The following is a 16,807-nucleotide window of genomic DNA, read 5'->3' as shown; positions in this document are numbered from 1 at the left end:
CATTACGCCAATTTGGGAAAGGGTGTTGGGTTTGCGAAGTCGATGGCAAGCGGTCATTACCTCTACAGTCGTGCTTTCCCTGCTTTCCAGTGGCGTGCCTGTGTGGGCAAAGCAGGATGGCGAGCGGCGCGGACATATCCAGATCGAAGCACGGGAAGAGTTGTCGATAGACACCGCCTCTGCAAAACCGGGCAGATCGGAGCTGATGGTCATCCAGCTCAGCGGACCGGTGCGTCAGGAGTGGGTGGATGAAATCGAAGGGCTGGGAGTCACTTTGGGTGATTACCTACCGGATTACGCCTACATCGGCAAGCTGGACCGCTCGCAGGTGAAAAGGAAGCTGGAGAAGCTCGCGTATGTCACGAAAGTCACGCCGTTTCAGCCAGTGTCCAAAGTCGCTCCCGCGCTGCGCTCCACACTCGGCAAAAAAAGGGATGTCGAGGTGGCGGTGATCGGGTTCGACCGACGAGTGGACATGCGTCGAACCGTAAACAGTCTCACTCTGCGCGACGACGTAGAGGATATGCAGACGCCGGACGATTCGGAGCACATCTCGATCGGCACGATGAGCGGGGAAGCATTGGAAGACGTCATCGCCTCGGATGATGTCATCGCAGTCGTGCCCGTACCGGCCAACCGGCTGCGAAACGAGGTGGCGTCGGGGATCATCCATGCGGACGAGCTTTCTTCAAGCGGCTACACTGGAGCGGGGCAACTTGTCGGTGTGGCGGATACGGGCCTGGATACTGGCGATGAAGCGACGGTTCACCCGGACTTTCGAGGAAGGATTGAGCGTCTGCATGCGGTGGGCAGGCCGGGTGACACAAGCGATCTGTCCGGGCACGGCACACATATCGCCGGATCGATCCTCGGAACGGGAGCGGCGTCTGACGGCAAATACCGCGGCATGGCCCCGGATGCACGGCTAGTCATGCAAGCGGTCGAAACCGAAGACGGCGGTCTGGAAACGGATGTCCCGACGCTATTGGGTCAGGCGTATGAAGACGGGGCGCGCATTCATTCCGATTCGTGGGGAGCCGACGACGAAGGGGCGTACAGTATCACTTCGTATTTGTTTGACAAGTTTTTGTGGGAGCATCCCGATATGACCGCCATCGTGGCGGCTGGCAATGTCGGAGATACGGGCTATCAGTCGATCGGCAGCCCGGCCACTGCGAAAAATGTGATTGCGGTAGGAGCGAGCGAAAGTGACCGGCGTCGCTTCGGCAGCCAGGCAGACGATCCGGACGAGGTCTGGAGGTACAGCAGCCGCGGCCTGACCGAAGACGGTCGGATCAAGCCGGACATCGTGGCACCGGGGACTTCCATCCTCTCCGCCCGCTCTGCGCTCGCTCCCGGCAAGAACTTTGATCGGATCGAGAACGACCGTTACGCTTACATGACAGGGACAAGCATGTCGGCCGGAATCCTGGCAGGAGGAGTCGCCCAGATCCGGCAGTTCCTGGAGGAGCGAGGGGAAAAGAGCCCCAGTGCAGCGCTCGTAAAAGCGATTCTGCTCAGCAGCGCCGACGATTTGGCCGAAGACATGCGCCTGCAAGGGTACGGCAGGGCCAATCTGGTCAACGCGACAAAGACGAGCTACAAGGACGTAAAGGAAGGCATAAAGACTAGAGAGAAAGCCACATACAGCGTCAAGGTGTCAGATCGTTCCAAACCATTGGCCATTACCTTGGCCTGGACGGATTATCCGGCTTCGCTGGCTGCCAAACGAGCTCTCGTCAACGACCTGAATCTGACGGTCACGACGCCAAAAGGCGAAAAACTGAACGGAAACGATTTTTTCGAAGCACCCTATAACGACGAGGTCGACAATTTGAACAACGTCGAGCAGATCTGGATCAAAGAACCGCAAAAAGGGACGTACACCGTGACCGTACAAGGCTACAATATTCCGAAGGGGCCCCAGCCGTATGCGATCGCAACGACTGGCGAATGGACCCGCTCGGAGCCGGAGGAAGAGAGCCCTTCCAAGGTGAGAGAGTACAATGCTACGCTTACCGTGAAAAAGCCGTATCAGGAGTATCGGGTACGAGCGATGAAAAAAGGGATACTGACCGTGTCAGCTGCCTGGGAAGAAGATGCCGATGTGGACGTGTACCTCTACGACAGCAGGAACAATCTGCTCGCCTCCGCGGCAAGGGAGGACAATCCCGAGCAACTGGAGATTTCCCTGAAGAAGTCAGGCGTGTACAAAATACGGGTGGAGCTGAAAAAAGGGAAGCAAGCCAAGTACCATCTGCGGATCGCCTACCCGGGTTACTAGGATCATCAGATGAGGGGGTGAAGCAGCCCCGCCTTCACCGCAAGAGCAAATCCGGACGCAACAAGCTTGGTTGCGTACCGGATTTTAATTTGTCGTGGAAGCGTCTTCCTTTTGCAGCCAGTCGAGCGCTCTCAGTGCAATTTCCAGACACAGGCGGCGATGAGGCTGAAGAAAGTCGTCGCCCAGACATTCCGCTATTTTTTCCAGGCGGTGATAGAGCGTCTGTCTGTGGATGAAAAGCTTCTCGGCCGCCTCCTGCTTGGACTGGTTGGTATCGAGATAAACACGAAGCGTCTGGACCAGTTGGGAGCCGTGCTCATTGTCGTGTGCGAGAAGCGGCTCGAGATAATCGTGGATGAAATTTTTCAGCACGGGGTCGTGCGGGATGTGAAAAAGCAGGCGAAACAGTCCGAGATCCGCAAAAAACGGGCTCTGGGCTTCATGCTGGAAGGCGAGCGCCTGCTCCGCTTCCGCCAAATGCTTCCCTGCATCGGACAGGCGCCTGCCTGCCCTGCTGATTCCAAATCCGATTTGGACGCTTTGTCCAAGCATTTGCTTACAAATGCGCGCGAGCTCCTGCATGGCCTTTTGCAATTGCCGCCGGGAATCCGCTATGGTCTGTTTTTCGACCAAAAGAAACATAAAGCGGTTTCCTGTGCAGCGGATGAATGCCCGATATCCCAGGCGCGACAGAACGGAACGAAACACGGCGTTCAAGTCGTGCGGCGGCAGCAAATCCGTTTGTCCATCGGCGGGCTGCCTCGCAAACGACAGCAGCATGGCGTGGTAAAGGGGAGGCTTTCCGGTGCTGGCGAGTCCCATGAGCGATCGCATCAGCTCTTCGGGAATGGGGCGGTTCGCAATCAAGTCGTCGAACAGGCGGTTTTCCGTCGCCAGCGCCTGTTCCTCCACGAACATTTTTCGCATCATGATTTGTGCAAGCGCACCGACTGTGCTGTCCAGCGTGAGAAGCAAATACTCGTCTGTTTGCCGCTCGTACAGGATCAGTCCGACGTAGGCGAGCAGATGCCCCATCGCCATGATCGGCTGGTAGACGAGCTGCTTGCTGTCTGTCAGAGGGAAGGTGACAGCTGCCGTATCCGTCTGCTCGCCCCGTGAAAAATGGCCGCGCATCAACTCGACCAGCTCGGTCTGCACGCTCTGCGGCAGGGGTGGAACGAATTGCGCCAAGCCGTCTGGGGGATACAAAAAAACCTGGGTCTGCACGGCGGTCTGAAATTGCTGCAAAACCTTGGGAATTCCTTGTGTTTGCAGACTTAGCTGCTGAAGGCTGCGGGAATAGGCTTCCAGATCACGCAAGGCCTGCATCTGCCGGCTGATCAGATGCTCGTGCAAGTCCTGCGTAATGTCGACAAAGCGGACGGGGCGGTGAAAGACGATCAGCGGAAACTCGTGGTGGTCCGCCATTTCCCGCATGTCCTCGGGGATGTGCGGGATGTACTCGCCTAGCTCCATGCAAAGACCGACCGCTTTGCGGCGAATCAGCTCGGACAAGTAGGCCAAGCGTTTTTCTCTCGCTCCGCCGAAGCCGAGGCCCGTGGAGAGAATCAGTTCTCCTCCGTTTAAATATTGGCAGGAATCAGCTGATTCGAGGACGTGTACCCAACGCACGGGGCGAGAAAGCCCTCTGCTGCCCGCCACGACCTCTGCGTGCTGAAACAAGGGCCGCTTGATGGACTCTGCGACAGTCAGACGCCAGTCGCTGCTCATAAACACCACACCTCACTGTTTGAAATCGCTGCCCACGGCACGACGTGCATGCAGTTTGACACTCTGTATGATGAATGCTAATCAATCATTGTCACTTTGTCTAGTGATGGCAGGTGTTGTTTTTGGATAAAATGAAATTGTCAAACAAATGATCGTGAAGGAGTGGGAGGATGAGTACAATAACTGCCGGCAATCCATTAAAAAACTATATCGGGGGCCAGTGGGTGGAATCGCAGACCAGCCGCTACGAGGATATCCCCAATCCGGCAACCGGCGAGCTTTTGTCCCGGGTGCCGCTCTCTACCAAGGAGGATGTAGACAAGGCCGTTCAAGCGGCCAAGGCAGCTTTCGCAGGCTGGAGCGCGACTCCGGTAGCTGACCGGGCGCGAATCATGTTCCGCTTCCACAGTCTGCTTCTGCAGCACCAGGATGAACTGGCGGAGATGATCACACGTGAGAATGGCAAGAACCTGCCGGAAGCCCAAGCCGAGCTGCTGCGCGGAATCGAGATGGTGGAGTTTGCCTGCGGAATGCCTACGCTGATGATGGGCGAGACGTTGCCGAATATCGCCTCTCAAATCGACGGGCAGGTCCTCCGCTTCCCGCTCGGGGTCGTGGCGGGAATCACTCCGTTCAACTTCCCGATCATGGTGCCGATGTGGATGTACCCGATCGCGATCACGGCAGGCAACACCTTCGTGCTAAAGCCGTCCGAGCGCACGCCGGTCTCCTGCATCCGCATCGCCGAGCTGTTGAAGGAAGCGGGGCTGCCCGACGGAGTGTTCAACGTGGTGAACGGAGCCCACGATGTCGTGAACGGCCTTCTGGAGCATCCCGACGTAAAGGCGATCTCGTTCGTCGGCTCGCAGCCGGTAGCCGAATACGTCTACAAGACGGCAGCTGCGAACGGAAAGCGCGTGCAGGCGCTTGCCGGGGCGAAAAACCACCACCTTGTCATGCCGGACTGCGATTTGCGCCGCGCCGCAAAGACGATCGTCAGCTCCGCCTTCGGTTGTGCAGGAGAGCGCTGCATGGCCGCGAGCGCAGTTGTCGCCGTCGAGGAGATCGCCGATACGCTCGTGCAGTACTTGATCGAGGAATCGGATGCGCTCAAGATGGGGAACGGTCTGGAGACAGGCGTCGATCTTGGACCGGTCATACGCGACACCCACCTGTCCAAGGTGCACGACTACATCGAAAGAGGAGTCGCGGCCGGGGCGGACCTCGTACGTGATGGAAGAGAGGACGCCAAAGCACTGCCGGACGGCTATTTCCTGGGCCCGACCATTTTTGACAAGGCAGACGCAGAGATGGTGATTGTCCGCGATGAAATTTTTGCCCCTGTGCTCAGCGTCATGCGGGTCTCGGGCTTCGAGGAAGGTCTCGAGACGATCAGCCGCTCGCGCTTTGGCAACGGCGCCACCATTTACACGAACAACGGAAAGTGGGGCCGTGAGTTCGTACAGCGTGTAGAGGCGGGCATGGTTGGGGTCAACGTCGGCGTACCGGCTCCCATGGGCTTCTTCGCCTTCTCCGGCTGGAAGGAGTCTTTCTATGGCGATTTGCACGCGAACGGCAAAGACGGTGTGATGTTCTACACGAAGAAAAAGACGGTGACATCCCGTTGGTTCGAGGATGGCGACACCAGCATCGGTTCGCAAAAAGTATTCGTGAAATAAGGAGGCGCGTACCATGGAAGAGCAATTGACCAAATCGTTCGACAAGGATAGCCTGCTGGAATCGGACCGCTCGCACATGTGGCACCACATGTCGCCCTACAATCCAAACCCGATGATCGTGACGGAGGCGAGCGGCTCCTGGATCACGGATATCGACGGCAACCGGTACCTGGACGGGATGTCAGGCTTGTGGTGCGTCAATATCGGCTACGGAAGGCAAGAGCTGGCGGATGCGGCTTACGAGCAGCTGAAGCAGCTGGCCTATTTCCCGCTCACGCAGAGCCACGTCCCGGCGATCCGGCTGGCGGAAAAAGTGAGCGAGTGGCTGGGAGAGGAATACCGCGTGTTCTTTTCCAACAGCGGTTCGGAAGCGAATGAAGTCGCCTTTAAAATCGCCCGCCAGTACCATCACCAAAACGGCGAACCGGGCCGCTACAAATTCATTTCCCGCCACCGCGCCTACCACGGCAATACGATGGGCGCCCTGGCAGCGACCGGTCAGTCGATTCGCAAGGAAAAGTACGAACCGCTCGCCCCGGGGTTCCTGCATGTGCCCCCGCCTTACTGCTACCGCTGTCCGGTGGGGAAATCGTACGGCAACTGCAACATGGAGTGCGCCCAGTTTTACGATCAGGTCATCAACTGGGAAGGGGAAAAGACAGTAGCGGCAGTCATCATGGAGCCAACCATTACCGGTGGGGGAGTCATCGTGCCTGCTCCGGAGTACATGCCAAAAGTCCGGGAGATTTGCGACAAGTATGGCGTGCTGATGATCGTCGACGAGGTGATTTGCGGATTCGGGCGATCCGGGGAACGGTTCGGTCATCAAAATTTCGGCGTCAAGCCGGATATCGTGACGATGGCAAAAGGCATCACCAGCGCATACCTGCCGTTGTCGGCGACAGCAGTCCGGGCGGAAATCGCCGACAAATTCAATGAACAGGGCACCAATCTGCACTTCCGTCACGTCAACACGTTCGGCGGCAATCCGGCGGCCTGTGCGCTCGCCCTGAAAAACCTCGAGCTGATGGAGGAAGAGCAGCTGGTGGAGCGTGCGAAAGAGCTGGGAGCGGAGCTGCGCGAAAAGCTCGCTTTCCTGGCTGACCATCCGTACGTAGGGGACATTCGCAGCTTCGGCTTCCTCATGGGCATCGAGCTGGTAGAAGACCGCAAAACGAAAGAACCGGCCGCTCCTGCCAAGCTGACACAGGTGATCGCCGAATGCAAAAAACGGGGACTGATCATCGGGAAAAACGGAGATACGATCCCCAGCTTCAACAACGTCCTGACGCTGTCTCCGCCATTCAGCACCACAAGTGACGATATCGACTTTATTGCGCAGGTCATGAAAGAAGCGTTTGACACCTTGCTGTAAAACAGAACGGATCCTCTTTGCAAATGGACGATCGCATACGGGCGCACATGCTGCCCGCTTGCGGTACGTCCATTTTTTGCATGAGAGTTGCTCCATCCGAGGAGCCTGTTTGAACAAGGATTTTTAACCGATTTTTTACACGCATGGCTGGATTGTGAAAAAGTGTTGCGCTACACTAACAGATGTGACAAACAGTTTAGCACGTAACAAGTCTCGGGGAGGATATCATGAAACGTATATGTGTATTCGCTGGCTCCAATCCAGGAGTCAATCCGGCTTTTGCTGAAATGGCGGAGCGATTGGGGCAGGAGCTGGCAGCGCGAGATCTTGACTTGGTGTACGGCGGTTCCAACATGGGACTCATGGGAAGAGTAGCCAATACGGTGCTGACGGCGGGCGGAAAAGCGATCGGAGTCATGCCGACAGGACTGTTTCGCGGAGAGATCGTACATACCGGACTGACCGAGCTGCATGAAGTACGGACCATGCACGAGAGAAAAGCCAAAATGGGCGATCTTGCGGACGGCTTTATCGCGCTTCCGGGCGGATTTGGGACGTTCGAGGAAATATTCGAAGTGGTGAGCTGGGGACAAATCGGCATTCACTCCAAGCCGATCGGACTCCTGAACGTCGAAGGTTTTTACACGCCACTGATGGATATGGTCAACCACGCCAGAGAAGCAGGGTTTATCCCCGTCACGCAAGGGGAGCTGATCCTCTGCGAGAGCGATCCGGGCGTACTGCTTGATCAAATGCGCGATTACACGCCACCCGCCAAAGTCAACAAGTGGTCGGAACTGGACGTGAAGTGATTCGCCTGGCAAGGATTCTTCCAACGGACATCCTGCTGCGAGCCATCGTTCCTTCGAGGTGAAGGGAGAAGTCTCATGAGGGAACCAAGGCGACGACGAAGCGGCAATCGCGAAGACCCGATGTCCCTGTAAGTCCTTGTCAAAGCCATACCAACATAACAAAAGCAGTTCGCTTCGGAAAACCGGCGAACTGCTTTTTATACATGGGAGAAATTTCTTGACAAAGAATAAAGGCAAGTGGTAATTTGGAGTAATAAAATAACCGAGCATTTTTATAGGAATACTCGGCGTTGTTCCATATAGACAGAGGAGGAACTCACATGATTTCATCAAAAAAATGGGTACAGCTATCCGCTTCCGCAGCGCTGCTGGCCACGATCGTACTTCCCCAGGCTGCGCTGGCAGCAGGGCAAGCTGCTGTGCCGACTGCTGCGGCTGCGCCGGCTTCCAAACAAGGAAACAGCGCTTCGGCAGAATGGACGAGCTTTGTCAAGCAGCAATACGGCATCCAGCTCGCTGGAAGCGTCACGCGGGAGCAGTTCGGTGCGGCACTGGCCAAAGTCGTGGCGATCAACTCCAGTATAACGGAAAAGGACGCAGCTTCCAAAGGATTCTTGTCGGCGGGTACAAAGGCGCTGACGGTGAACGAAGCGGTCGGCGCCGCTGTGAAAGCAGCGGATCTGAAGGAGCTGGCTTCTACATACAGTGAACAAAAAACGGCTGAAGCCTTGAAGAAGGCAGGCATCGCGTACGCGAAGGGAGGAGCTCTGTCCCTCGCAAATGCACAAGAACTGGCTGTGGCCATCGACACAGGGCTCGCACTTCCAGCCCAGCTGAAAGAAGGCAAAGCCGGGGCTGTCTCAGCAGAACTTGCCTATCAGTTGCTCGGCAAAGTGGCGGAATTCGGGGGCCACTACAAAAACTTCCTGGGAACGGTATCGGAAGACGGGATTTACGGCAAGCTCGCACAAGCCTGGCACGAGTCCCAAATCATCAAGGCAGGCGAGCTGCAAGAGCTGGTGGACAACGCGCTGAAGCAAAATCTTATCACGGGCTACAACCTCAAGGACGCCACTTTTGACCCCCACTTCGATCCGGAGCGGACAATTACGTACGGTCACAGCGACATAGTACACGCCATCCAGCTCATCGGACTTCTGAGAAGCGAGGGCATTGACGCGAAAGTGCAATTCGAACCCAAGACGTCCGCCTTCATCTATTTGAAGGAGTGGGGAGAGCCTGTCCAGACAGAGGACTATCAAGTGGTCCAAATCGACAACGGCAATTATATCGCCTATGCGAAAGAATACGATTTGAGCTTCGAATTTTCCAGCGTCGAGGAGAAAAAACAGTTCCAGCCGCTGATTCTCAAATACGCCAAGAAAAACGAAGAGGACGCCACGGGGCTGTTGAAAGGCTCCTGGTGGCAGCCGCTCTACCATTCCCGCACGGAGCTGGCCGACTATCCGGTCATTACGAACAATTTGTTGAAGCAAGGCCGCTTTGTGGTACAGTCGTTCTCGCTGAATGACCAGTCGGCCAAAGTCGTGGCAGGCTTCAAAAAACTGGACGACAAGATCCAGGTCGAGACGTACCAGTTCTGGGTCGATCAGCCGTTCTACAACTATTTGCTGGGAGATTACAAGTAAAAGGCTACGAATCAGCACCGCTCCAGGTTCATCGGATCATCCGATGAGCCGGGGCGGTTTTTTATGAGGTCGAGACGGAAACGGCGATGAACAGGGACAGGACATGTGGACAGGTATGCCGCCAATCATGTAATGTATCAATGGGATTGAAAATCATGGTACAGTCGGCTAATCGGGCTGCAATCGAACAAGCAGCGACCTTACATCGCCTCCTGGCAATTGGCGCTTATGGCTTGCTGTCTTAGAATGGAGGATTTCCATGAGCTATCGAAATTTGGAAGAGTGCATCGTCGACCTGGAGAGACACGGTCACCTCGTCCGCATCCGGGAAGAAGTGGACCCGTATCTGGAAATGGCGGCGATTCATCTGAAAGTATACGCGGCAAACGGTCCCGCGCTTTTGTTTGAAAATGTGAAAGGTTCGAAGTTCCGGGCGGTGTCCAACCTTTTCGGTACGATCGAGCGAAGCAAGTTTATTTTCCGGGACACGTGGGAAGCAGCGGAGCGGATCATCGGCCTTCGCAACGATCCGATGAAGGCTTTGAAAAATCCGTTTGCCCACGCAGGCAGCGCTTTTGCCGCATGGAAGGCGCTTCCTCAGCAAACTCCGGGAGGGAAAGCCTTCCAGGAAATCGCGATCTCCGACATGCCGCTCATCCATAGCTGGCCGATGGACGGCGGGGCCTTCGTTACTCTTCCCCAGGTGTATTCCGAGGACCCGGAAAAACCGGGGATCATGAATTCCAATCTGGGGATGTACCGTGTGCAATTGAATGGCAACGAGTATGAGCTGAACAAGGAAATCGGTCTGCATTACCAAATTCACCGCGGGATCGGCGTTCACCAGGAGAAAGCGAATCGCCAAGGCAAACCGTTGAAAGTGAGCGTCTTTCTCGGCGGGCCTCCGTCCCATACGTTGTCGGCGGTAATGCCTTTGCCCGAGGGAATGAGCGAGCTGACCTTTGCCGGACTTCTTGCCGGACGCCGTTTCCAGTACAGCTACGAAAACGGCTATTGTATCAGCAATGACGCGGATTTTGTCATCACGGGCGAGATCCATCCCGGGGATACGAAGCCTGAGGGTCCATTCGGCGACCATCTGGGCTACTACAGCCTGGTTCACCCGTTTCCTGTGATGAAAGTGGCAAAAGTGTACGCCAAACCGAATGCGATCTTCCCGTTTACCGTCGTCGGCCGGCCGCCTCAGGAGGATACGTCGTTCGGCGCTTTGATCCACGAGCTGACCGGAGATGCAGTCGCCAAGGAAATTCCCGGCGTGAAGGAAGTGCACGCGGTGGATGCTGCAGGCGTTCATCCGTTGCTCTTTGCCATCGGCAGCGAACGGTATACGCCGTACCAACAAGTGAAACAGCCGGCCGAGCTGCTTACGATCGCCAACCGGATTCTGGGCACCGGGCAGCTGAGTCTGGCGAAGTACCTGTTTATCACGGCGGAAGATGGCAAGCCGCTGGATACGCACCGCGAGACGGAGTTTTTGACGTACATTCTCGAGCGGATCGATCTGCGGCGCGACATTCATTTTCAGACCAATACGACGATCGACACGCTCGACTACTCAGGTACGGGACTGAACTGTGGCTCCAAAGTCATTTTCGCAGCGTACGGAGAAAAGAAAAGGGATTTGTGCACAGAGGTACCCCATTCCCTGAAAGAACTGCGCGAGTTTGGGCAGCCGCGCCTGATCATGCCGGGAGTCGTGGCCATGCAAGGAGCTTCCTTTACGAGCTACGCAGAGGCGGAGAGGGAAATAGAAGCATGTATCGAAGCCATACGTTCCAGAGGAGAGCTTGCCAGCTGCCCGATGATCATCCTGACCGACGACAGCGAATTCATCAGCCACTCTCTCAGCAACTTTTTATGGGTGACCTTTACCCGCAGCAATCCTTCCCACGATATCTACGGAGTAAACAGCCGATACGAATTCAAGCATTGGGGTTGCGACAACGTCATCATCGACGCACGGATCAAGCCACACCATGCGCCGCCGCTCCTTCCCGATCCGACTGTGGAGCGGAACATCGAGCGCTTGTTCGCGAAAGGCGCCAGTCTGGAAGGGATATTGTAACAGTGGCGAAAAATCAGGCAGGGCCTCGCGCTCTGCCTTTTTTGGCATGTGCGGAACTGCGCCTGTTCGTTAGACACCCTCTCCGTTTCGGTGCTATAATTTTGACAGAATCCCTCACTTTTCCCATCTGTTCAATCCGAATAAAACGGTGAGGGAATGAAAACGAGACTATAGAGGAGATGAACGAAGGATGACCCAAAAGGCGCGCATCGGAAAAACGGATTTGTACGTGAATCCAATCGGACTGGGCACGAATGCGGTAGGCGGACACAACATTTACCCAAACCTGAGCGATGAAACAGGCAAAGCAGTCGTGCGAGCGGCTCTGGACAACGGGATCAACTTTCTGGATACGGCATACATATACGGGCCCGAGCGTTCCGAAGAGCTGATCGGAGAGGTCATCAAGGAAAGAGGCAGCCGCGGCGATGTCGTGATTGCGACCAAAGGGGCTCATAAATTCGTCGACGGCAAGATCGTCCTCGATAATTCGCCAGCCTTCCTGCGAGAATCGGTAGAGAATAGCCTGCGGCGACTGCAGACCGATTACATCGACCTTTTCTACATCCATTTTCCCGACGAGACGACTCCGAAGGACGAGGCTGTAGGCGCATTGGCTCGCCTGAAAGAAGAAGGCAAAATCAGGGCAATCGGCGTTTCCAACTTTTCGATCGAGCAGCTGCGGCAAGCGAACGCAGACGGACACGTGGATGTCCTGCAATCCGAGTACAATCTGCTTAGGCGGGGCGTAGAGAAAGAGATTTTGCCGTATTGCGTGGAGCAAGGCATCTCGTTCGTGCCGTACTTCCCGCTTGCCGCTGGGCTGCTGGCCGGAGCCTATACGAGAGAGACGACGTTTGCGGACGGGCGCAGCAAAAATCCGCTGTTTCAAGGGGAGGAGTTCGCCCGCAATCTGGAAAAGGTCGAGCGGGTGCGCGAGATCGCCAAGGAAAAGGGAGCGGAAGTCGCCCATGTCGTACTGGCCTGGTATTTGACGGTAGACGGAATCGATGCCCTCATTCCCGGCGCGAAGAAGCCCGAGCAGGTAGGCGATACGCTGAAGACGCTGAACGTGCGGCTGTCGGCGGATGAGATCGAGAAGATCAGCAGTATCTTCGAGGCGTAATTTGTCACCCCATAAAAAAGCGAGGAGCGGCAACGGGCTCCTCGCTTTTATTTTCACCCGAAGGCACTCGTCCTCCTGCGGTCAATGCTTTCGATGTCCTTGCTCCGCTTCGATCTTGGAATGCTTGGAGGACTCGCCCATGCGCCAGTAAGCAAAAAGGCTGATCAAGATACAGAAGGAGACATAGTAGTAAAAGAGCGATTCGCTCCCGATGCTCTTTAGCCACAGAGCAATAAATTCGGCTGTCCCCCCGAAGATAGCAACCGTGAGGGAATACGGAAAACCGACTCCGAGCGCCCGGATCTCCGTGGGGAACAGCTCTGCTTTGACGATGGCGTTGATCGATGTATACCCAGTGACGATGATGAGCCCGATCATCATCAGCAGAAAAGCAGAAAACGGGTTGGAAGCACCTTCAAGAAGCAGGAACAGCGGCACGGTAAGCAGCGTTCCGAATATGCCAAAGCCGAGAAGAAGGGGCTTTCGCCCGATTCGGTCGGAAAGAATGCCTGCCAACGGCTGAAGCAAGGCAAAAATAAGGAGGGCGATAAAGTTAATCCAGCTCACTGTTTTTTTATCGAGCCCGACCGTATTGACCATGAACTTCTGCAAATACGTCGTATACGTGTAGAAGGCGACCGTCCCGCCGAGTGTCAGCCCAACGACAGTCAGCACGGCTTTCGGATACTTCATCAGCGCTTCCAGTGTCCCCGCTTTTTTCTTGCTTTCCGATCCCATCTTCTCGAACTGCTCGGATTCGTCCATCGTGCGCCGGAGCCACAGTACGGCGAGTGCCCCCAAAGCCCCGATCACAAATGGAATGCGCCAGCCCCACGCCGTCATCGAGGATTCGCTCAGCATCAGCTGGAGAATGATTTGCACGCCCAGCGCCACCATCTGACCTGCGACCAGCGTGACGTACTGGAAGCTCGAGTAAAAGCCGCGCCTGCCGCTGCTGGCCATTTCCGACAAATAGGTGGCCGAGGTCCCGTATTCGCCGCCCAGAGACAGCCCTTGCAGCAGCCGGGCGATGACCAGGATGATCGGAGAAAAGACGCCAATGGTATGGAAACTCGGCGTACAGGCGATGACGAGGGAGCCGGCTGCCATAATGGTGATGGATAGCGTCAGAGCCGCGCGCCTTCCCCGTCGGTCGGCATAGCGTCCCATCACAAGGCTGCCGATCGGACGCATGAGAAAGCCGACGGCAAAGATCGCGGCCGTATTGAGCAGCTGGCTGGTCGGATTTCCTTTCGGGAAAAACTCTTCAGAGAAATACACGGCGAAAGCAGAGTAGACATACCAGTCGTACCATTCGATGAGGTTTCCCAGCGATCCCTTGAAGATGTTGGATGTTATTCGTCTGGACTGCTTCCGCTCCTCGGATTGTGTCATCCGGTCAACCTCCTTTGTGCCTACGTTCGAATGCGTGTTGGGTAATGCTGTTAGTATGACCGTCCGCATAGCCTCTTTAGTCGGATTGTTTCTATCGTCAGCCAAGAAGTTGTACTGACTTTTCGGAAAATTGTTTACAATAGGAACGGTATGTAGCAAACTGCAAGGTATAGGTGGAAAAGACCATGCAAGCATTTGGCTGAAGGAGGTCTTATGATGCTGGGAGGATTTCATCAACTGCTGATGCCTGGGAGGATTTTGTACGGCAAAGGTTCATTCGAGCAAGTGGGGATCGAGGCGGCGAGGCTGGGGACCAAGGTAATGATCATCAGTGATCCCGTCATGGAAAAAGTAGGAAACGTCTCGCTTTGTGAAACGTATGTACACAAACAGGGGATGGACTTCACCACGTATACGGGGATCGACACAGAGCCTACTGACCTTCATCTGAAGGAAGCGCTGGCGATTTGTATGGAGCATCAGTGTGACGTCATCGTAGCGGTAGGGGGAGGAAGCTGCATCGATACGGCAAAGGCAGTCGCAGTGATGGCGACAAACGAAGGAGAGATCGGGGACTATCGCGGCACTCAAAGGGTGTTCGCTGCAAAGCCGTTACCTTTGATTGCCTGTCCGACAACGGCAGGGACTGGATCGGAGGTCACCAAGGTCACGGTCATCACCGATGTGCAAACCCAAGTGAAGATGATGATCTCACAGCCGGAGCTGTTGCCCGCGGTCGCCATCGTCGATCCTTTGCTGACACTCTCTTGCCCGCCGGCGGTGACAGCTGCTACCGGGGTAGATGCCTTATGCCATGCCGTGGAGGCCTACTGGTCGAGAAAATCGCAGCCAGTGACGGATACCTTCGCACTGGCTGCGATCGAACGAATCATGACGTACTTGCCGATCGCCTATGAAAGCGGAGAGAACCTGAAAGCGCGGGAAGAGGTGGCTCTCGGGGCTATGCTTGCGGGAGCAGCCTTCTCAAATGCGTCCGTCACGCTGGTGCACGGAATGTCTCGCCCGATTGGCGCCCTTTTTCACGTGCCGCACGGGATCTCCAACGCCATGCTTTTGCCGGTGGTTCTGGATTACACAAGGGACAGTGCTGAGGAAAAGCTGGCGAGCATAGGCCGCATGCTGCATCCAGAGTGGAGGGGCATGTCCGCTGCCGAAGCCGCGGACCGGATCATGGACGAGATAAAAGGGCTGTGCAGGAAGCTCGGAATTCCGAATATGCAGGAATGGGGTATCGACGGGGACACATTTTTGCGGGCGCTGCCCAAGATGGCTGCCGATGCGCTGGACAGTGGAAGCCCCGCCAACCATCCGCGGGTACCCAGCCATGAAGAAATCATGGCTTTGTATCAGAAAAGCTACGATTACAAATGGAGTTACCGCCAGCACGCGTGAAAAAGGCGGATGACAGAACAGAAAGGAGGCGAGAGCATGGATTTGTTGGACGCGTGGAATGCACTTGCGGCAATCGCACGGCACGGTACTCAGCTGGCATTCCGGTTGCTGTGGGCCACCTGCGACGTTTGGACCACGTTGTTGGAAGGGTGGTGGACACAGCGCGAGCGGAAAAAACGATGGTCGCCGGAAAAGCCAACAGACCTTCCGGCTTGGAGACAGCGATAAGACGCTCTACTCTCGCTTCGGAACGTCCGGCGTCCTTTCGAGTCCTTCCTCTTCCTCCAAGTACGAGCGCATGCCGCGGATGAACAGCTCCCGGATGACTTCGCTTTGCGTCTTGCTGTTGACGCGGTTGCGGATCAGCTCCAGCTCGGCGACGAGTTCCGAATCGAGGTGCAAATGCACGGTCTTGCCTCTGCATTTCGGGTGGATTTCGTAGCCGTGGGCAGCTTTCCGCCATTGTCCGTCTACCACTGCTTTTTCGTCAAGCAGCTCCGGCTCGAGAATGTAAAGGCACGGTGCTTCCAATATGATATGGGTCAGTTCTTCGCTGAATCGGATCGCGAGGGGCTGCCCCTTTTTTTTATGGAGATCGCGGATGGTACGCGAAACTTCCTGATTGGCTACCGTATTTTCCATGGTGATCACTGCCAGATTCATACAACCTCCTCACGGGAGCGACAATTCGCTTTCGGACACGTCCGCCAGTACGACTCCCGTTTCCTCCAGTTGGACTTGGTACGTAAACCGATCGTCCCGCCTATCAAACGAGGTGACGAGCCCTCGAATACAGCCGGCAGGTGTAGAGACACAGACCCGATCCAATATGTCGAAGGCAGGGCGAAGCAAGCCCTTTTCGTACAGGAAGCGGCAGACGGTTTCGCGCGGGTACAGAAATCGCTTGTTGCCTTGTTTGCCTTCGAGCAGTGGAAACAATTCGCGCTCATCGACGACTTCTCCGAGGTAGCCGCTGTCTGCCCAACGTTTGATGGTGGCCATGCTGCCATTTCGCCCATGGCACGCTTCGATCAAGTCCAGCACCTGCCGGGAGGAGAGGTATGCCTTGCGACGCTCCCGCTGCTCTAAATAAGCCGAAAACTCGTCCTCGAGCTGTGCGAGCTGCTGGGACAGCTCGGCAAGCTGGCTCTTCAACCGTGCGATTCGCTGCTCGTAGTCTCTCATCTCCGGCCTCCTCTCCTCGTTTGTATATCCCTATTCACCAATGAAATCAATCATTCCAGCATGGGGACATTG

At 55.8% G+C, this 16,807-nt stretch carries 13 protein-coding genes; 9 read left to right on the top strand and 4 right to left on the bottom strand.

Translation table 11 applies throughout. The annotated features are described in order from the left end of the window. Positions 1-22: 22 nt before the first annotated feature. Entirely contained in the window at positions 23-2,284 is a 2,262-nt protein-coding gene (locus RGB73_RS16620) for a S8 family serine peptidase (RefSeq protein ID WP_310763711.1), read from the top strand. A gap of 84 nt (positions 2,285-2,368) precedes the next feature. On the opposite strand, the gene RGB73_RS16615 is transcribed toward RGB73_RS16620, so the two are convergent. Beyond that, positions 2,369-4,015 carry a PucR family transcriptional regulator gene (locus tag RGB73_RS16615; protein ID WP_310763710.1) on the bottom strand — a complete coding sequence of 549 codons (1,647 nt, stop codon included), beginning with the start codon at positions 4,013-4,015 and terminating at the stop codon, positions 2,369-2,371. A 170-nt stretch (positions 4,016-4,185) separates the two neighbouring features. Between RGB73_RS16615 and RGB73_RS16610 the strand changes: the two genes are divergently transcribed. The 6 genes from RGB73_RS16610 (at position 4,186) to RGB73_RS16585 (ending at position 12,742) form a co-directional block, all read left to right on the top strand. Continuing rightward, on the top strand, positions 4,186-5,694 hold the full coding sequence (locus RGB73_RS16610) for a CoA-acylating methylmalonate-semialdehyde dehydrogenase (protein WP_310763708.1): 1,509 nt from the start codon (positions 4,186-4,188) through the stop codon (positions 5,692-5,694). A 13-nt stretch (positions 5,695-5,707) separates the two neighbouring features. Continuing rightward, complete coding sequence (locus tag RGB73_RS16605; RefSeq protein WP_310763706.1) at positions 5,708-7,069, top strand: aspartate aminotransferase family protein; 1,362 nt, start codon at positions 5,708-5,710, stop codon at positions 7,067-7,069. Positions 7,070-7,296: 227 nt separating this feature from the next. After that, positions 7,297-7,881 (top strand): LOG family protein, encoded by a 585-nt coding sequence (locus RGB73_RS16600; protein WP_310763703.1) that lies wholly within the window; start codon positions 7,297-7,299, stop codon positions 7,879-7,881. Positions 7,882-8,201: 320 nt separating this feature from the next. Next, the gene (locus tag RGB73_RS16595) at positions 8,202-9,530 is read left to right on the top strand and encodes a hypothetical protein (RefSeq protein WP_310763701.1); all 1,329 of its coding nucleotides are present in this window, start codon (positions 8,202-8,204) and stop codon (positions 9,528-9,530) included. 259 nt (positions 9,531-9,789) lie between these two features. Next, positions 9,790-11,616, top strand: coding sequence for a UbiD family decarboxylase (locus tag RGB73_RS16590; RefSeq protein WP_310763699.1), 1,827 nt, complete (start codon positions 9,790-9,792; stop codon positions 11,614-11,616). 190 nt (positions 11,617-11,806) lie between these two features. Further along, on the top strand, positions 11,807-12,742 hold the full coding sequence (locus tag RGB73_RS16585) for an aldo/keto reductase (protein ID WP_310763697.1): 936 nt from the start codon (positions 11,807-11,809) through the stop codon (positions 12,740-12,742). An 81-nt stretch (positions 12,743-12,823) separates the two neighbouring features. On the opposite strand, the gene RGB73_RS16580 is transcribed toward RGB73_RS16585, so the two are convergent. Further along, complete coding sequence (locus tag RGB73_RS16580; protein ID WP_310763695.1) at positions 12,824-14,137, bottom strand: MFS transporter; 1,314 nt, start codon at positions 14,135-14,137, stop codon at positions 12,824-12,826. 216 nt (positions 14,138-14,353) lie between these two features. On the opposite strand from RGB73_RS16580, the gene RGB73_RS16575 reads away from it, so the two are divergent. Together RGB73_RS16575 and RGB73_RS16570 are read left to right on the top strand one after the other, a co-directional pair. Then, the gene (locus RGB73_RS16575; RefSeq protein ID WP_310774363.1) at positions 14,354-15,550 is read left to right on the top strand and encodes an iron-containing alcohol dehydrogenase; all 1,197 of its coding nucleotides are present in this window, start codon (positions 14,354-14,356) and stop codon (positions 15,548-15,550) included. Between the two features lie 36 nt (positions 15,551-15,586). Continuing rightward, positions 15,587-15,778 (top strand): hypothetical protein, encoded by a 192-nt coding sequence (locus RGB73_RS16570; protein ID WP_310763693.1) that lies wholly within the window; start codon positions 15,587-15,589, stop codon positions 15,776-15,778. Positions 15,779-15,784: 6 nt separating this feature from the next. On the opposite strand, the gene RGB73_RS16565 is transcribed toward RGB73_RS16570, so the two are convergent. Further along, on the bottom strand, positions 15,785-16,213 hold the full coding sequence (locus tag RGB73_RS16565) for a hypothetical protein (RefSeq protein ID WP_310763691.1): 429 nt from the start codon (positions 16,211-16,213) through the stop codon (positions 15,785-15,787). Between the two features lie 9 nt (positions 16,214-16,222). Continuing rightward, positions 16,223-16,735, bottom strand: a complete 513-nt coding sequence (locus RGB73_RS16560) for a hypothetical protein (RefSeq protein WP_310763689.1) — start codon at positions 16,733-16,735, stop codon at positions 16,223-16,225. Positions 16,736-16,807: the final 72 nt, after the last annotated feature.

It is taken from the genome of Brevibacillus brevis (assembly GCF_031583145.1).
Classification (GTDB): Bacteria; Bacillota; Bacilli; order Brevibacillales; family Brevibacillaceae; genus Brevibacillus; species Brevibacillus brevis_E.
This window is presented reverse-complemented; position numbering and strand designations above follow the sequence as displayed.